Annotated in this window: 10 protein-coding genes; 3 read left to right on the top strand and 7 right to left on the bottom strand. The window is 69.4% G+C overall.

Features of this window, described 5'->3' with window-relative positions; translation table 11 throughout:
• The first annotated feature begins 198 nt into the window (after window positions 1–198).
• Window positions 199–2,055, top strand: coding sequence for an FHA domain-containing protein (locus tag JYJ93_RS12925; protein WP_206790412.1), 1,857 nt, complete (start codon window positions 199–201; stop codon window positions 2,053–2,055).
• Between the two features lie 69 nt (window positions 2,056–2,124).
• Window positions 2,125–2,718, top strand: a complete 594-nt coding sequence (locus tag JYJ93_RS12920) for a response regulator (protein ID WP_014398871.1) — start codon at window positions 2,125–2,127, stop codon at window positions 2,716–2,718.
• On the opposite strand, the gene JYJ93_RS12915 is transcribed toward JYJ93_RS12920, so the two are convergent.
• From JYJ93_RS12915 to JYJ93_RS12905, 3 genes are read right to left on the bottom strand one after another with little or no spacing between them, the layout of a single operon-like run.
• On the bottom strand, window positions 2,715–3,479 hold the full coding sequence (locus tag JYJ93_RS12915; protein ID WP_206790403.1) for an enoyl-CoA hydratase/isomerase family protein: 765 nt from the start codon (window positions 3,477–3,479) through the stop codon (window positions 2,715–2,717). The genes JYJ93_RS12920 and JYJ93_RS12915 overlap by 4 nt on opposite strands.
• A gap of 16 nt (window positions 3,480–3,495) precedes the next feature.
• Window positions 3,496–3,708, bottom strand: coding sequence for a biotin/lipoyl-binding carrier protein (locus tag JYJ93_RS12910; RefSeq protein WP_206790401.1), 213 nt, complete (start codon window positions 3,706–3,708; stop codon window positions 3,496–3,498).
• A 27-nt stretch (window positions 3,709–3,735) separates the two neighbouring features.
• On the bottom strand, window positions 3,736–5,085 hold the full coding sequence (locus JYJ93_RS12905) for an acetyl-CoA carboxylase biotin carboxylase subunit (RefSeq protein ID WP_206790398.1): 1,350 nt from the start codon (window positions 5,083–5,085) through the stop codon (window positions 3,736–3,738).
• Between the two features lie 173 nt (window positions 5,086–5,258).
• On the opposite strand from JYJ93_RS12905, the gene JYJ93_RS12900 reads away from it, so the two are divergent.
• Window positions 5,259–5,600 carry a hypothetical protein gene (locus tag JYJ93_RS12900; RefSeq protein ID WP_233591908.1) on the top strand — a complete coding sequence of 114 codons (342 nt, stop codon included), beginning with the start codon at window positions 5,259–5,261 and terminating at the stop codon, window positions 5,598–5,600.
• Between the two features lie 19 nt (window positions 5,601–5,619).
• Here the strand turns inward: JYJ93_RS12900 and ftsZ are convergent, their stop codons facing one another.
• From ftsZ to JYJ93_RS12880, 4 genes are all read right to left on the bottom strand, one after another.
• Window positions 5,620–6,855, bottom strand: a complete 1,236-nt coding sequence (gene ftsZ / locus JYJ93_RS12895; protein WP_206790396.1) for a cell division protein FtsZ — start codon at window positions 6,853–6,855, stop codon at window positions 5,620–5,622.
• Window positions 6,856–7,194: 339 nt separating this feature from the next.
• Window positions 7,195–15,663, bottom strand: coding sequence for an Ig-like domain-containing protein (locus tag JYJ93_RS12890; RefSeq protein WP_242543784.1), 8,469 nt, complete (start codon window positions 15,661–15,663; stop codon window positions 7,195–7,197).
• A 344-nt stretch (window positions 15,664–16,007) separates the two neighbouring features.
• Window positions 16,008–17,243: a cell division protein FtsA gene (gene ftsA / locus JYJ93_RS12885; protein ID WP_014398878.1), complete on the bottom strand. Its 1,236-nt coding sequence runs from the start codon at window positions 17,241–17,243 to the stop codon at window positions 16,008–16,010.
• A gap of 41 nt (window positions 17,244–17,284) precedes the next feature.
• A complete protein-coding gene (locus JYJ93_RS12880) occupies window positions 17,285–18,142 on the bottom strand; it encodes an FtsQ-type POTRA domain-containing protein (RefSeq protein ID WP_206790392.1) in 858 nt (285 codons plus the stop codon).
• Between the last annotated feature and the right edge of the window lie 38 nt (window positions 18,143–18,180).

The raw sequence follows: 18,180 nt of genomic DNA, 5'->3' as shown, positions 1-18,180 counted from the left end.
GTACAGAATGGCCTGCGCCGCGATCAGCGCTATCGTGAGCCCAGGTACCCTGCCCTCCCCACCCTTTCCGGCCAATCGACCGATGGACAACAGTGCCTTCCTGACCCTGGGATGGGCGAAAAACCCTGTTGTTCTCGGGGGATACATGGCTTGTCTCGGTGAAGGGCATTCTGCTATAGCTGTACTCGGACCGGACCCGTGCTGAAGCTCATCATCGAAGACGACGAGGGGCGCAAGACCGTTGTTCCCTTCGTGCGCGACGAAATCACCATTGGCCGTCAGGAGGGGAACACCATCCGCCTGACCGAGCGCAACGTGTCACGTCGACACGCCCGGCTCGTGCGCCTCAATGGACACGTCGTGCTCGAAGACCTGGGGAGCTACAACGGCACCCGGATCAACGGCGAGCGCGTCGCAGGCCAGCTCCCTCTCAAGGAGGGCGACCTCATCCAGATCGGCGACTACGATCTGGCGTTGCAGGTCGAGGGCGCGGCCAACGCTGGCGCCCCCACTGGCGCCATCACCGCCAAGGTGCCCGCCTCCCGCCGGCCGGAGCCGGAGCCCGAGGAGGAGGACGACGACGACGAGGTCGCCAGCGGTCCCCGTCCCCGCGACACCATGGTGGACGGCGAGGACGAGGCGGAGGACGACTCCGGGGACGAGCACGAGCACACGCCCGTGTCCGCGGAGGCGCGCCGCAACGCCACGTCCATCATCCGCATGGACCAGATGGAGGCGGACCGGCCCCGGCGCGTGGAGCGCGTGCCCGAGGACGAGCAGCCCCGGCTGGTGGTGCTCGGCCCCGCCGAGTTCAAGGGCCAGGAGTTCGACTGCAACCGCACGGAGCTGCGGATCGGCCGCACGTCGGAGAACGACGTGGCCCTGGACCACCGTTCGCTGTCCCGCACGCACGCGAAGGTCGTGCGCGAGGAGACCGGCGAGTGGCGCGTCATCGACATGCAGTCGGCCAACGGGATGACGGTCAACGGGGAGAGCTACGCGCAGGCGACGCTCGCCCACGGTGACATCATCGAGATGGGCCACGTGAAGCTGCGCTTCGTGGGCCCCGGGTCGCTGGAAGAGGACATCGCGGCGCAGGGCCGCGGCGGCTCCAAGAAGATGTGGGTGGCCGCGGTCATCGTGTTCCTGTCCATTGGCGCGGGCGCGGCGCTCTTCGTGGTGAAGGGCCAGGACCTGCTGCCCAAGCCGCCGGACGACACGCCTCCCGTGGTCGCCGCGGATCCGCAGCCCATCCCGGAGCCGCCTCCGCAGACGAAGCCCCCGGAGACGAAGCCCCCGGAGACCGTGGCCGCGAAGCCGCCCGCGACGCCGGAGAAGCCGCCCGAGCCTCCGGCGGATCAGGCGTTCCAGGACGCGCTGCAGGCGGGCAAGTTGAACATCGCCGCCTCCGCGCTCGACTCACTCCGCAAGTCCAAGGCGCTCCCGCCCGCGAAGCTGGAGGAACTCCAGACGCGGCTGACCACGGAGAAGAAGGCGGAGACCGCCATCCAGGCGACCCGCAAGGCCCTCGGTGCCAAGGAGGTCGACAACGCGGTCAAGAGCTTCAGCGCCATCCCCGCGGACACGGTGGTCTTCGCGGAGGACCGCAAGACCCTGAACGACCAGCTGGAGGCCGCTCAGGCCCAGGCCGCGCAGACCGCCCCCGTGACGGAGCCCCCCGCGCAGGAGGAGCCGGAGGCAACAGCCACCGCGCCCAAGAACCCGAATGCCAAGCCCACGTCCGACTTCATGCGGAACATGAAGCCGGCGGACGTGAGCAAGAACATCGAAGAAATCCAGGCCCGGGTCCTCGATCTGACCAAGACCCAGGAGCGCAACAGCGCCCTGGAGATCGCCAAGGACTGCGCGTTGCTCGCGCCCAAGGTTCCCGAGTGCCACCTCATGCTGGGCGTGGTGCAAGCCGCGCTCAAGGACTACAAAGCGAGTGAGCAGGCCTATAAGGAATTCCTCACGCTCACGTCCGACGGCTATCCCAAGCGCGACCTGGTGATCAAAGCCCTGAGCAAGGTCCAGGCCCAGTCCCAGGCTCAATAACCCCCCGCCGCCGACACTGGCGAGTAGATCCCCGCAGCACTTCCCTCAACCCTGCAGCGAGGAGACGCTGTGCAGATTCGCATCCTGGTAGTTGATGACGAGCAGGACAACTGCGACTACCTCAAGCTCGTGCTGACCCGTGAAGGCTACGAGGTCGTCACCACCACGGACCCCACGCAGACGGTGGACATCCTCCGTGGCTCCGACTTCCATCTCGTCATCCTCGACATGATGATGCCGCAGATGTCCGGCACCGAGGTGCTGGAGCTGATCCGCAAGTACGACACGGACATCGCGGTCATCGTCGCCACGGCCTACCCCACCGTGGACACGGCCGTCGCGTCGCTCAAGGCGCAGGCGTCCGACTATGTGAAGAAGCCCATGGAGCCGGAGCAGTTCACGGCCGCCGTGCGCAACGCGTTGCAGAAGAAGGGTCTGTCCCAGGACCCGGAAGCCGACCTGCACCGCGCCATCGGCCGCACCATCCGCGACGCGCGCAAGACGCAGGAGCTCACGCTCAAGCAGCTGGCCCGCCGCACCGGCCTGTCCGTGTCCCTGCTGTCCCAAATCGAGCGCGCGGAGTCCTCCGCGTCCATCTCGTCGCTCTACAAGATCGCCTCCGCGCTGCAGCTGCGCATGGGCGAGCTGTTCGGCGACACCTAGCAGCCGCTGAACCGGGGCGCGCGCTTCTCCAGGAAGGCCGCGCGCCCCTCCTTCGCGTCCTCGCTGCCAAACGCCTCGCCGCGCACCTGACGCAGGTGCGCGACGTCCTCCGGGGACAACCCGGAGCGCGCCAGCAGCCCGAACGCCTCCTTCATCCCCGACACCGCCCTGGGCGCCCCCGCGGCCAGCGTCGCGCACAGCGCCAGCGCGCGTCCTTCCGCGTCCTCGGGGCACTCGTCCAGCAGGCCCCACGCGAGCGCCTCCGCCGCCGGCAGCCGGCGCGCGGTGAGGAACAGCTGCTTGGCGCGCGACAGCCCCACCAGCCGCACCGCCCGCGCCAGCCCCTCCGGCGAGTACACGATGCCCAACCGGGCCGGAGGCATGAGGAAGAACGCGTCGGCGGCGCCCACGCGGAAGTCGCAGGAGGCCGCCAGGTCGAAGCCCGCCCCCACCGCGCCGCCCTGCACCAGCGCCACCGACGGCGCCGGGTGCCGCTCCAGCTTCAGCAGGCACGCCACCAGCGGGTCATCCGGCAGCCGCCCGTCCGCGCCCGGCGGCCCCAGGTGCGTCAAGTCATAGCCCGCGCAGAAGTGCCCGCCCTGGCCGCGCACCAGCAGCGCGCGCACGTGGGCGGCCGGCTCCAGCGCCGCGTCCAGCCGGGCCAGCAACGCGTCATTCAGCGCGTTGCGCCGCGACGGGTTGGAGACGGTGAGCACCCGGACACCGCCCTCGCGATCCTCCACCTCCAGCGTGGGCTCCATCCGGTGCGGCCCGTGGCTACCCGAGCACCACGAGGACGTCGCCCTCGTTGACCGGCTGCGCCTCCGTGCAGCGGATCTCCTTCACCGTGCCGCCCTCTTCGGCCTCCACGGGCATCTCCATCTTCATGGACTCGAGGATGACGAGCGTGGTGCCGGCATCCACCTTGTCGCCGACCTTCACCTCGATCTTCCACACCGTGCCCGTGATGTGCGCCGCAACGTCCGCCATGAACCGTCCCTCCTCGGGTGGGAATACTTAAGGCTTCGCGTGATGATCCAGGAAGTGCGTGTCCAGCTCGCCGGCGCTGAAGGCTGGGTCCTTCAGGATGCGCAGGTGGAGCGGGATGTTCGTCTTGATGCCTTCGATGCGGAAGGACTCCAGGGCCTTCACCGCGCGGGCAATGGCCTCGTCGCGCGTCGCACCGCTGATGATGAGCTTGGCGATCATCGGGTCGTAGTTCGGCGTCACCACGTCCCCTTCCGCGTAGCCGGAGTCCAGGCGCACGCCCTCGCCCGTGGGCGGCTGGAACACCTTCAGCGGGCCGGGGGACGGGAAGTACTTCACCGGGTCCTCCGCGTAGATGCGGAACTCCAGCGCCGCGCCCTTGCGCTTCACGTCCTCCTGCTTGACGGTGAGCTTCTCGCCCGCGGCGATGCGCAGCTGCCAGCCGATGAGGTCCAGGCCCGTGGTCAGCTCCGTCACCGGGTGCTCCACCTGGAGCCGGGCGTTCATCTCGATGAAGTACACCTGCCCGTCGGAGTACAGGAACTCCACCGTGCCCGCGTTGGCGTAGCCGAACGCCTTCGCCGCCTTGACGGCCGCCGTGAAGAGCGTGTCCGCCAGGCCCGCGTTGCGTCCATTGGCGAACAGCACCGACGGGGCCTCCTCCACCACCTTCTGATGCCGGCGCTGGATGGAGCACTCGCGCTCCAGGCCGTGGATGAGGTGGCCGTGGGTGTCGCCCAGAATCTGCACTTCGATGTGGCGGGGCGCCGGGAAGTAGCGCTCCAGGTACACGCCCTCGCGGCCGAAGGCGGCCTTCGCGCGGTCCGTGCACTGGCGGTAGACCTTCTCCAGCTCCGCGGGGTTGTTCGCCGCCGCCATGCCGATGCCGCCACCGCCGCTGGCGGCCTTGCACAGCACCGGGTAGCCGATGCGCTCCGCGGCCTCCAGGGCGCTCTGCACGTCCGGCAGGACGCCGTCGCTGCCCGGCACCACCGGCACGCCCGCGGCGGACACCAGCTTGCGCGCCTGGCTCTTGTCCTTCATCCGCGCCATGGCCTCCGGCGGCGGGCCCACGAAGGTCAGGCCCGCGTCCGCGCACACCTGGGCGAACTCGCCGTTCTCCGACAGGAAGCCGTAGCCCGGGTGCACCGCCTGGGCGCCCGTCTTCTTCGCGGCCTCCAGGATGGCGGGGATGCTCAGGTAGCTGTCCTTCGCGGGCGCGGGGCCGATTCTCACGGCCTCGTCCGCCTCCTTCACGAAGGGCAGGTTCACGTCCGCGTCCGAGTGCACCGCCACCGTCTTCACGCCCATGCCCCGGGCCACCGCCCCGATGCGACGCGCGATTTCTCCCCGGTTGGCGATGAGCAGCTTCTGGAACATGGCGGGCACCCTGGCTTGACGAAGGGCGGCCAAACTAACCCCCACCCCCTTGACTGACAAGCGTCCGGGCAGTCGCGCAACAGGTCCGTACAGTCCCGTAAATTTGCGGGCTTGCGAGGGCCTGGCGTACCTTGCCCGACGTGAATCCCCCGTCGACAGGAACGCACAGCGTCGTGGACCTGCATGGTGCCCGTCGCGCCCGCCGTCTGGACTTGTACCGGAACCGGCTCAACCAGCGGCAGCAGGACACCCGCGCCAATCTGGTGACGCTCTACGAGGGCGGCACCCTCTTCACGCCCGACGGCACGCAGCAGGGCCGCTCGCTGCTCAAGGCCCTGCAGCTCTTGCAGCGCGCCGGCACCCGCCTGGAGGAGCTGTCCGGAGACGGGCTGCTGCCCGCCCCCAGCGCGTCGGAGCGCATCGACGCGCTCTACGACGAGGTGGACGGACTGTTCACCAAATGCGACCGCCTCACCGGCAGGGGCACGGCGAGCGTCGCCCGCCTCCCCCGCTAGCATCCCCGCCGCTGCCTGACTACGGCAGCTCCGTCTGGCCCTGGCGGCGCAGGAACGTGGGGATGTCGAACTGGTCCTCGTCCAGGGGCAGCGCCGCGTCCTTCACCACGGCCGTGCGCGCGCTCTGCATGGACGACTTGGGCGCCTCCACCGAGGACATGGTCGGACGGGGCGCGCTCTTCGCGGGCACCAGGCTGGCCACCTCCTCACGCGTGGAGGACAGCACGGACGGCGGCGTGGAGGGACGGCCCACCAGCGGCACCTGCACCACCTGCGGCATGGAGCGCACCTTGGGCGCGTCCCGGTGCACGAAGCCCGTGGCGATGATGGTGATCTTCACCTCGTCCTGGATCTGCTCGTCGATGAGCGACCCGAAGATGATCTCCGCCTCGCCGTCCGCCGAGTCGTGCACCAGCGTCAGCGCCTCGTTGACCTCCTGCAGGGTCATGTCACGGCCGCCGGTGATGTTGATGAGCAGGCCGGTGGCGCCGTCGATGGAGACGTCCTCCAGCAGCGGGCTGGAGATGGCCTGCTGCATGGCGGTGATGGCGCGGCGGTCGCCACACGCGTGGCCCGTGCCCATGAGCGCCAGACCCTTGTCGCTCATGATGGTCTTCACATCCGCGAAGTCCACGTTGATGTAGCCGTGGTACTGGATGAGGTCGCTGATGCCCTGCACGGCGTTGAGCAGGACCTCGTCCGCGCGCTTGAAGGTCTCCAGCAGCGGCATGGGCTCGTTGGAGAGCGACAGCAGGCGCTGGTTGGGGATGGTGATGAGCGTGTCCACCGCGGCCTTGAGCTCCACGATGCCCTGCTCGGCCTGCTTGCGGCGCTTGTTGCCCTCGAAGAGGAAGGGCTTGGTGACGACGCCCACCGTGAGGCAGCCCAGGCTCTTGGCGATGTCCGCGATGATGGGAGCGGCGCCCGTGCCGGTGCCACCGCCCATGCCCGCGGTGACGAAGACCATGTCGGCGCCTTCCAGCACCGCGGCGATCTGATCGCGCGACTCCAGGGCGGCCTCGCGGCCCATCTCCGGGTTGGCGCCAGCGCCCAGGCCCTTGGTGAGCGCCTGGCCCAGCTGCAGCCGGGTGGGCGCCTTGCTCGCGGCGAGCGCCTGGACATCGGTGTTGGCGGCGATGAAGTCGACGCGATCCAGCTTCGACAGAATCATCGTGTTGACCGCGTTGCAGCCCGCCCCGCCCGCGCCCACGACACGAATCTTCGCGGCCTGCTTGTTCTGCTCGAACTGGTCCATGTCGTCCTCGTGGCGGAAGCACCGCGGCGCCGTCCGCGGAAACACCCACCCTCGACAATCATCAGGAAGTCGGGCGCTTTGGCAAGTATTCCGCTACCAGCCTGTAGCGCCCTGCTGCGCGCCCGAGTCCTGACGCCCACTTACGCGAATGGCATCAGCGGCCATGCGGACATCGCGCGGATGTAAACACCCTCTTGACTCGCGTCCGGTGACTCGCCGTGACCCGTTGTGCGCACCTTCCGCGCACACGTGACGTGACAGGGCGGGGCGCGGATGACGAAAAGGCCCGGCTCCCATGGGGGAACCGGGCCTTCCGTGCTTCATTCCGGGAGCGAAGCGCTACGGGGCGGGCTTCTCCACTTCCACCTTGCCCATCTTCACGATGTTGAACTCCACGCGGCGGTTGTTCTCACGGCCCGCCGCGGTGTTGTTCGTGTCCACCGGCTTCGACTCACCGAAGCCCTCGGAGTCCAGGCGCTCCGCGGCGATGCCCTCGTTGACGAGGAACGTCTTCACGCTGGCGGCGCGGCGCTTGGACAGGTCCAGGTTGGCGGCGTCGTTGCCCTGGCTGTCCGTGTGGCCCTCGATGCGCAGCAGTTCCACCTGCGGGTTGGCGCGCAGCACGGCGGCCACCTGCTTCAGGATGGGGAACGAGCGCGGCAGGATGACGTCCTTGTTCGTGGCGAAGTAGACCTTCTCCAGGATGAAGATGCGCTCGCCCTCGACGAGCACCTTGACCTTGCCCTTGTCCGGGCAGCCGTCCTCGTCATCCACGCCGTTGATGGTCTCCGGCTCCAGCGGGCACTTGTCCGCCGTGTCGGGGATGCCGTCCTTGTCGTTGTCCGGATCCGGGCAGCCGTCCTCGTCCTGGAAGCCGTCCTTGTCCTCGGGCGCGTTGGGGCACTTGTCGTCCGGGTCCAGGATGCCGTCGCCGTCGGAGTCCACCGGCGCGGGCGGAGGCGGCACGGGCTTCGTGTCCGGGCAGCCGTCCTCGTCCTCGAAACCGTTCACCGTCTCCGGCTCGTTGGGGCACCGGTCGGCCGTGTCCAGGATGCCGTCACCATCGTTGTCCGGGTCCGCGCAGCCGTCCTGGTCCTGGAAGCCGTCGAAGTCCTCCGGGCCCTCCGGGCACACCGGCCGGGGCGGCGCCGCGGCGCGCTCCGGGGCGGTGTAGGCCACGGACGCGAGCACGCGGAAGGTGGGCGTGCCGTAGCCGTGCGTGAGGCCCGGGCCCGCGCCCACCTGCGCGGACAGACCGGTCGGCGCGCGGTACTTCAGGGCCGCGAGCAGCTCCAGGGGACGCTCCTCCTCGTTCTGCTGCTTGAAGCCCATGGCGCCCACCAGCGACGCCTGGGCGGCCAGCGGCGAATCCCCCAGCGGAACCTCCGCGCCCACCCCGTACGCCAGCGCGCTGCCGACGTTCAGGTTGCGCAGCTGCTCCGACTTGCGGATGTCCACGCCCACGTTGGCGAGGATGCGGAAGCGCTTGCCGTACTCGGCCACCACGCGCGGGTTGACGGACACGCCGGACCCGCCGAGGAAGTCCGACGCGCCGCCCGTGGGCAGCGAGATGGGCAGCACCACGGACACGCCGTAGTCGTCACCGTCCAAGAGCCGCGCCTTCGGGATGAGGCGCAGGTCGCCGATGCCGCCCCCGCTCACCCCGTTGGCGAAGGACGAGTCCACGGCCGGAGAGTTCTCCGAACCCTGGATGGTGATGGGCAGCACCACGCCGATTTCGAACCGGTCGAAGAGGCCGACGGCGCCCATCAGGTCGAAGCCCACCTGGCTCTTCACCAGGGAGGTGACGTACGTGTCCGAGCGGGGGTCGAAGAAGTTGAGCGGCTTGTCGGCGTAGTTGACCGACAGCCCCACGTTCCACCCCAGGTGCCGCTGCACCTTCGCGCCGTGCACCGCGAGCACATCCGCGACGCCCGGGCCCGGCTTGTACTGCTGCACATCGATGGCCTGCGACACCGCGGTGGCCTGCGCGTGGGCGGTGCCACCCGCGAACAGCGCCGTGACGAACACCGCCAGCGCCCCACCCGCGCGCGCCAGGAGTTCCCCGGCGCGGCGGAAGCGGCGGCCCACCAGGGGCAGCGCCAGCAGCATCAGCGCGAAGGGCGCCAGCGAACCGGAGCCGCCCGTGCTGCAGCCGTGGCCCACCACCAGGAAGTCATCGTTGGCGTCGAGAGGGTCGGAGCCGCCCTTCACCTCCGTGCCGTCGTCGATGCCGCCCTGGTCGGTGTCCTTCATGTTCGGATCCGTCTCCGTGGCGTCACGGCGGCCGTCGTGGTCGCGGTCCTCCTCGCCGTCCTTCAGGCCGTCGCCGTCCGTGTCCGGGTTCTTCGGGTCCGTCTTCGTCGTCGGATCCGCGTCCGGCTTGAAGTTGGGGGACGACGTGTCGGTGCCCGGGGGAGCGGTCTCCACCGTGACGCCCATCTCCGTGCCGTCGTTGATGCCGTCGTTGTCGCTGTCCGGGTCGAGCGCGTCGATGACGCCGTCGCCGTCCGTGTCGGTCAGCCCGTCGATGCCGTCCGGCACGCCGTCGTCGTCGGTGTCGGAGTCGAACGGATCCGTCCCGTTCTCCAGCTCCGTGGCGTTGTCGATGCCGTCACCGTCCGCGTCCTGGTCGTCCGCCGGGTTGAGCGGGTCGGACTCCTGCACGTCCACGCGGCCGTTGTGGTTGCGGTCCTCGATGCCGTCGAACACGCCACCCTTGTCGGTGTCGGGGTCGAGCGGGTTCGTCTTGGTGTCGGGGTCCTGATCCGCGACGAACTTCGTCGGGTCGGTGTCCGTGCCCTGCGGCTGGGTGAGGCCCAGCTCCAGGCCATCCGTCAGGCCGTCGCCGTCGGTGTCGCTCTTGTTCGGGTCGGTCTCGGTCGGGTCCACCTTGCCGTCGTGGTTGGCGTCCTCGTTGCCGTCGGTGAGACCGTCGTCATCCGAGTCGTCGTCCAGCGGGTTGGTCTTCGTCGACGGGTCCTTGTCCGCCACGAACTTGGACGGGTCGGTGTCGTCACCCTGGGGCTCGGTGAGGCCCAGCTCCACGCCGTCGGTCAGGCCGTCGCCGTCGGTGTCCGCGTTGTTCGGGTCGGTCTCGTCGGCGTCGACGATGCCGTCGTGGTCCTTGTCCTCGTTGCCGTCGAGGATGCCGTCGTCATCCGAGTCGCTGTCGAGCGGATCCGTGCCGCCGACCTTGACCTCGATGCCGTCGGGGATGCCGTCACCGTCGGAGTCCGCGTTGTTCGGGTCGGTGCCCGCGAGGACCTCCTCGTCGTCCGTCAGGCCGTCGTTGTCCGAGTCCACCGTCCCCGACGTGTTGACGGTGAAGGTGGTGGTCGCGGTCGTGCTGTTCGTCCCCGCGCCGTTCGTGGACACCGCCGTGACGGTGTACGTGCCGTCCGCCAGCGGGCCGGGCAGCGCCTGGCTCCAGTTGCCGGAGGCGTTCACGGAGATGGGGCCGTAGTTGGTGCCATTGAACGTCACCGTCACGGACGTGGCGTTCGCGGACGTGCCCGTCACCGTCACGTTGGGGTTGGTGACGGTGGAGCCGTTGACCGGCGAGGTGATGGCCACCGTCGGGGCGGCCGTGTTCACCGTGAAGGTGGAGGTCGCGGTCGTGCTGGTGTTGCCCGCCGCGTCCACCGCCACCGCCGTCACCGTGTACGTGCCGTTGGCCAGCGGGCCGGGCAGCGCCTGGCTCCAGTTGCCGGACGCATCCACGGGGATGGGGCCGTAGTCCGTGCCCTGGAAGGACACGGTCACGCTCGTCGCACCGCCCGCGGTCGTACCGGTGACCGTGACGTTGGCGCCCACCGTGGAGCCGTTGGCCGGCGTGGTGATGGCCACCGTCGGCGCGGTCACGTCCACCGTGAAGGTGACGGAGTCGGGCGTGCTCTCGTTGCCGGCCGCGTCCGTGGCCACCGCGGTCACGGTGTACGTGCCGTCCGCCAGCGGACCGGGCAGCGCCTGGCTCCAGTTGCCGGACGCATCCACCGGGATGGGACCGTAGTCATTGCCCTCGAAGGTGAGCGTCACGGAGGTGGCGCCCACGGAGGTACCGGTGACGGTCACCGTGCCGGAGGCCACGGTCGAGCCGTCCACCGGCGCGGTGATTTCGACCTCCGGATCCGTCAGGTCCACCGTGAAGGTGATGTCGTCCGGCGTGCTGGTGTTGCCCGCCGCGTCCGTGGCCGTCGCGGTCACGGTGATGGAGCCTTCCGGCAGGGTCACCGGCAGCGGGTAGCTCCAGTTGCCAGCGCCATCCACGGGGATGGGGCCGTAGTTGGTGCCACCGTAGTTCAGCGTCACGGACGTCGCGCCCGTGGACGTGCCGGTCACCGTCACGTTGGGGGTGTTCACCGTCGAGCCGTCCGCCGGGGTGGTGATGGCGACGGTCGGCGCGGTCAGGTCCACCGTGAAGGTGGAGGTCGCGGTCGCGCTGTTGGTGCCCGCGCCGTTCGTGGACACCGCGGTCACGGTGTACGTGTCCTCGGCCAGGGGGCCGGGCAGCGTGTAGCTCCAGGTGCCGTCACCATTCACGGTGATGGGGCCGTAGCTGGCGCCATCGAAGGTGAGCGTCACGGAGGTCGCGTTGGTCGTCGTGCCGGTGACGGTCACCGTGGCGGTGTTCACCGAGGTGTTGTTGGCCGGCGCGCTGATGGCGACCGTGGGGACGGTCAGGTCCACCGTGAAGGTGGAGGTCGCGGGCGTGCTGGTGTTGCCCGCCGCGTCCGTGGACACCGCGGTCACGGTGTTCGGGCCTTCCGGCAGCGTCACCGGCAGCGGGAAGCTCCAGTTGCCGGAGGCATCCACGGGGATGGGACCGTAGTTCGTGCCGCCGTAGGTCAGCGTCACGGACGTCGCGCCCGTGGACGTACCGGTGACGGTCACCGTGTCGGTGCCGATGACGGCGCCGTCGGCCGGCGAGCTGATGGCGACGCCCGGCGCGGTCAGGTCCACCGTGAAGGTGGAGCTGTCCGGCGTGCTGGTGTTGCCCGCCGCATCCGTGGCCGTCGCGGTCACGGTGTACGTGTCCTCGGCCAGGGGGCCGGGCAGCGGGTAGCTCCAATCACCCGTGGTGGGGTCCACGGGGATGGGGCCGTAGCTGGCGCCGTCGAAGGTGAGCGTCACGAACGAGGCGCCCACGGACGTGCCCGTCACCGTCACGTTGGGGGTGTTGAGGGTGGAGCCGTCCACCGGGGTGCTGATGGCGACCTCCGGAGGCGTCTGGTCCACCGTGAAGGTGGAGGTCGCGGTCGTGCTGTTGGTGCCCTGGGCGTTCGTGGACACGGCCGTCACGGTGTACGTGCCGTCCGCCAGCGGGCCGGGCAGCGCCTGGCTCCAGTTGCCGCCGGTCACCGTGATGGGACCGTAGTTGGTGCCCTGGAAGGTGACCGTCACCGTGGTCGCGTTCGCGGCCGTACCGGTGACCGTCACGTTCGGGTTCGTCGTCGTGGAGCCGTTGGCCGGCGTGGTGATGGCCACCGTCGGCGCGGGCACGGCCACCGTGAAGGTGGACGACGCCTGGGTGCTGTTGTTCGTGCCGTCCGTGGACACCGCGGTCACGGTGTACGTGCCGTTGGCCAGCGGGCCCGGCAGGGCCACGGACCAGGAGCCACCAGTCACCGTGGCCGGGTAGTTGGTGCCCTGGAAGGTCACGGTCACGCTGGTCGCGTTCGCGGCCGTGCCGGTCACCGTCACGTTCGGGTTCGTCACCGTGGAGCCGTTGGCCGGCGTGGTGATGGCCACCGTCGGCAGCGCCACCGTGAAGGTGGAGGAAGCCGTGGTGCTGTTCGTGCCCTGGACGTTCGTGGACACCGCCGTGACGGTGTACGTGCCGGCGGCCAGCGGACCCGGCAGCGCCACGGTCCAGTTATTGCCCGTCAGCGTGGCCGGATAGTTCGTGCCCTGGAAGGTCACGGTCACGCTGGTGGCGTTCGTGGCCGTACCGGTCACCGTCACATTGGGGGTGTTCACCGTGGAGCCGTTGGCCGGGGTGCTGATGGCCACCGTCGGCGTGGGCACGTTCACCGTGAACGTCGAGGTCGCCGTCGTGCTGTTGGTCGTGCCGTTCGTGGAGACCGCGGACACGTTGTAGGTGCCGTTGGGCAGCGGGCTTGGGCTGAGCACCTGGCTCCAGGTGCCACCGGTCACCGCGATGGGGCCGTAGTTCGTTCCGTTGACCGTGAGCGTGACGCTGGTGGCGTTCGCCGCCGTGCCGGTCACCGTCACGTTGGTGGGGTTGGTCACCGTGGAGTTGTTGGCCGGCGCGGTGATGGCCACCGTCGGACGCGCCACCGTGAACGTGGAGGTCGCCGTCGTGCTGTTGGTGCCCTGGGCGTTCGTGGACACCGCGGTCACGGTGTACGTGCCGTTGGCCAGCGGGCCGGGCAGCGCCACGGTCCAGGTACCACCGGTCAGCGTGGCCGGGTAGTTGGTGCCCTGGAACGTCACGGTCACGCTGGTCGCGTTCGCGGCCGTGCCCGTCACCGTCACGTTGGGGTTGCTCGTCGTGGAGCCGTTGGCCGGCGCGGTGATGGCCACCGTGGGGGTGGGCACATTCACCGTGAAGGTCGAGGTCGCCGTGGTGCTGTTATTCGTGCCGTTCGTGGACACCGCGTTCACGGTGTACGTGCCGTTCGCCAGCGGTCCCGGCACCGTGGCAGTCCAGTTGCCTCCGGTCACCGTGAAGGGGCCGTAATTCGTCCCGTTCAGCGTGAACGAGACGGACGTCGCGTTCGCGGCCGTGCCAGCGATGACCACGTTGGTGGGGTTCGTCACCGTGGAGCCGTTGGCCGGCGTGGTGATGGTCACCGTCGGGCCCGCCACCGTGAAGGTGGAGGTCGCCGCCGTGCTGTTGGTCGTGCCGTTCGTGGAGACCGCGGACACGTTGTAGGTGCCGTTGGGCAGCGGGCTCGGGCTGAGCACCTGGCTCCAGGCACCGCCGGTCACCGTGATGGGCCCGTAGTTCGTCCCGTTGACCGTGAGCGTGACGGAGGTGGCGTTGGCCGCCGTGCCCGTCACCGTCACGTTGGTGGGGTTGGTCACCGTGGCGCCATTGGCCGGCGCGGTGATGGCCACCGTCGGCGTCGTCGCGGCGGTGACGGTGAAGGTGTTGGTGTTGCTCGGGGCGCTCTCGAAGCCGTTGGCCACCGTGACCGCGTAGACGGTGTGCGTGGCCACGGTCAGCGGCGTCGACGGCGTGAAGGAGAAGTTGCCCAACGCGTCGGACGTCACCGTCACGGGCTGGGGCTGCCCGTCGATGTAGATGCGGACCGTCTGGTTCGGGCTCGGCGTCGTGCCCGTGATGGGGGGCGTGGGGTTCGACGTGGACGAAGCATTGGCCGGAGTCAGCACCGTGGGAGCCTGGCCCTGGGTGATGACACCCGGGTTGCCCGGCGCCGAGCCGTAGGTCGGACCATCCAGAGCGCTGGCCGTGGGCTGGGTGCCCGCGGCGCCGCCCGTGACCGAGGTGGGGCAGGCGTAGGAGCTGGCCTGCATGTGGATGTAGCCACCACCACCGCCACCGCCCGTGCCGTGCGGCGACTCCACGAAGGTGCTGTTGCCGCCGTTGCCACCCTTCGCGGACAGCGCGCCAGTACCGCTGCAAGCCAGGGCGCCCGTGAACCGCAGGGAGATGGTACCGCCCGCGCCACCGCCGCCCGCCGCGTCGTTCTGGGAGTCCGCCGCGGAGCTGCCGTCCGCGGTGATGCTGCCCGTTCCCGCGAGCGCCGCGCCGCGCACGAAGACGACGCCGCCCGCGTTTCCGCCGCCGGAGCCCACGTCGTCATTGCCGTGACCCGAGCCACCACCGCCGCCGAACAGAAGGCGGGTCGCAGGGCTGAACAGCATCTTGCCGCCAGGCAGACCGCCCACCGCACGCGAAGGCCCGGTATCACCGGTCCACGTCCGGCCGCCGATGCCGCCCGCACCACCATTGCCACCACCACCACCGCCGGAGTTGTGGCAGATGCCGCCACCGCCCGCGTTCAAGGTGTTGCCCCGGCCCGAAAGCTGCGCGGTCTGCAAGAACACCGTGGGCTGCTTGTAGCGGGCAGGAACAAACCCCTCCCCCTTCATGGCGCCCGCGGGGTGAGCCAGATCCAGGCCGGTCGCGGCGCAGTTGTCGCCATTTCCGTTGAAGTACTCCGCGCCGCGGAAACCCCTGCCCGAGGCGGAAATGGCGCCATTGTTCGTCACCGTCCCCGTGGCGAGGAAGACGACGATTCCGCCCAGCGGGTCGTTGTAGTCGACGTTCTGGTCGGACCATTGCCGGGCGACGATGCTCCCGCCCGCGTTGATGGTCACGTTCGTATACTCCGGCACCCGGATGGCCTGCGCCGAGGACCGGAGGAGCGCGGCGTTGTTGGCGGTGCTGGAGCTCCCGGTGAACGCCGCCGTGAGCGGCGTGCCCGTGAAGGTCAGGCGCGTGCCCGTCAGCGCCGTCACGCGCACGAACTGCCAGTTGCCCACCGCGTTCGCGTTGAAGTCGAACGGGCCCGTCGCACCGGAGGTGACCGTGCCCGTGAAACCGGTGGACTGGTAGATCATCACCAGGTCGCCGACGGCGAAGCCCGCCGTGGTGCTCACCGTCACGAAGTTCTGGCCGACGGGCGCGTTCGCCGTCAGTCGCGTGTACGTGTTGACGACCGTGTTGGCCGTGTTGACGGTCAGCGCGCCGCTGTGGCCATCACCCAGACCGATGGTGTCCGGTTCCGCGGAGGCGGGCGACGCCAACAGCACGGCACACAGCAGGGCCAACAGGCCCGCGGCGGAGCGGCGAAGTCCCGTGAGGGGCGTCAGCAACCGCGAAGTCTTTTGTGGAGTCATAGGTTCAGAGGCTCACCGGGAACGCGGAGGAATCCGGTCCGGGAGCCGAGGGCTCCCCGTAGCAAGCCGGAAGCCATCCTCTGTCGAATTCCCAATCCGTCCAAATCCTGGAACTTGCACGGTTGGCCGCCCGTACCTAAGGCGAGAGTCCGGAAGCCGGATCCGGATTCCGGAATCTGGAAAATGTCGGCGTCCCGGATGGACGCGTCAGCGTCTCCCTCTGACACGTCAATCCACGTCCCGGACACGGCCTCCAGAAACGCGAAAGGGCCCCCGAAGGGGCCCCTTGGCTCAGCGCGTTACAGCTTCCGGAAGCCGGCCTAGAAGATCTCTTCCAGCCACTCGCGCATCCGGCCCTTCACCTTCTTGTAGACGTTGCCGTCCTCGCGGATGCGGAACATGCGGCGGTCCATGTGCTTGGCGCCGTAGACCACCAGGCCCACGCCCGTGGCGTACATGGGGCTCTTCACCACGTCCACTAGGCCGCCAATGCCGCGCGGCATGCCCCGGCGCACCGGCAGGCCCAGCACCTCTTCCGCCAGCTCCGGCATGCCCGCGAGCAGCGTGGAGCCACCCGTGATGACGATGCCCGACGCGAGCAGGTCCTCGTAGCCGCACTTCTGGATCTCCCGGTGCACCAGCTGGAAGATCTCCTCCACGCGCGGCTCCAGGATCTCCGACAGAATCTGCCGGCCCAGGACGCGCGGCTGACGGCCGCCCACGCTGGGCACTTCAATCGTCTCGTCCTTGTTGATCATGGACGCGAGCGCGCAGCCGTACTTCTGCTTGATGCGCTCGGCCTCGTGCGCGGGGGTGCGCAGGCCGATGGCGATGTCGCTCGTCAGGTTGTTGCCGCCCAGGGCGATGACGGCCGTGTGGACGATGGAGCCGCCGGAGAAGATGGCGATGTCCGTGGTGCCGCCGCCGATGTCGACGAGGCACACGCCCAGCTCCTTCTCGTCCTCGCTCAGCACCGCTTCGGCGGAGGCCAGCGGCTGGAGCACGATGTCGGAGACGTTCAGGCCCGTGCGGTTGGCGCACTTGACGATGTTCTGCGCGCTGGAGACGGCGCCCGTGACGATGTGCACCTTGGCCTCCAGGCGCACGCCGGCCATGCCCAGGGGCTCCTTGATGCCGCCCTGGTCGTCGATGATGAACTCCTGCGGCAGGACGTGGATGACCTCCCGGTCCAGCGGGATGGCCACCGCCTTCGCCGCGTCGATGACGCGCGCGATGTCCGCGTCGCGGACCTCCTTGTCCTTCACCGCGACGATGCCCTGGGAGTTGAAGCCCTTGATGTGGCCGCCGGCGATCCCCGTGTAGACGTGGGAGATCTCCGCCCCGGCCATCAGCTCGGCTTCCTCCACGGCGCGCCGGATGGACGACACCGTGGCCTCGATGTTGACCACGACGCCCTTGCGCAATCCCTTCGACGGATGCGTGCCGATACCGATGATGTCGATACCGCTATCGGTCAGCTCGCCGACGATGGCGCAGATCTTCGTCGTGCCGATGTCGAGGCCGACGATGATCTCCCCCGACTTCTGCTTCGCCATGACTCCTCCCAGGCTCCCTCACTTTCGTGAAGGAAGCATCCTCACTGCGTCGAGTCCCCGCTCCGCACGGAGTCGGACCCACTCGAAAGCCTCACCGCCACCCAACCCGGTCGGGCACGGTTATCCAGGCGAATGATCGCGGCTGCAAGCCCCCTTGTGCTGAGCTCGCGTCGAACACGCGCCAGCCGCTGGAGCTTGACTTCCGTGTCGCCAGCACCGAGGCGCACCTCCTGCCCCGTCGCCGTCACCAGCGCAAGCCCGGTGTTCTCCAGGCGCACCTCGGACAGCCGGTCGGATCGCCCCGGCGACAGCCGCGCATAAGCACGGGTTACATCCAGCGCCTCGCGGAACTTCGAACGCACCGCGTCCGGGTCCGCCACGTACGCATCGCGCTCCATGCCGGTGACGAGCGGCAAATCCAGCCCGTCCCCCGGGGTGACGCGCTTGAAGGGCTCGCCTTCCTCGTCCAGCACGTAGAGGTCGCCCAGCACCGCCAGCGCCGCGGGTGCGTGCTCCGTCACCTCCACGGACACCCCGCGCGGAAACCGCCGCGTCACCTCCACCGTGCGAATCCACGGGTGCTGCCCCATGGCCCGCGCCAGCGCGGCCGTGTCCAGCGTCCACAGGTTCTGGCCCGCCGTGAGGCCGGACAGCTTCAAGAGCTCCGGGCGCGACGCGCGCTCCAGGCCGGTGAAGTTCACCGACTCCAGCGCGAAGCGAGGCGACACCACCGCCCACGCACGCAGCTCCATGGAGCCCCAGATGAGCCCCGCCGTCGCCACCGCCAGCCCCAGCGCCTTCGCCACCGACGGCCCGTGCGAACGGACCGCGCCCTTCACCGCGTCATTGCGCGGTGCGGCGTCCAGGCGGCGGCGGTTCTTGGATTTTCCGAAGGCCATGACTAGGGAGGCGCATGCTGCGTGCGGACGTCGAACCA

The sequence above is a fragment of the Corallococcus sp. NCSPR001 genome, from assembly GCF_017309135.1.
Lineage (GTDB): Bacteria > Myxococcota > Myxococcia > Myxococcales > Myxococcaceae > Corallococcus.
The sequence above is the reverse complement of the archived record's forward strand: the minus strand, read 5'-3'. Positions and strand labels throughout refer to the sequence as shown.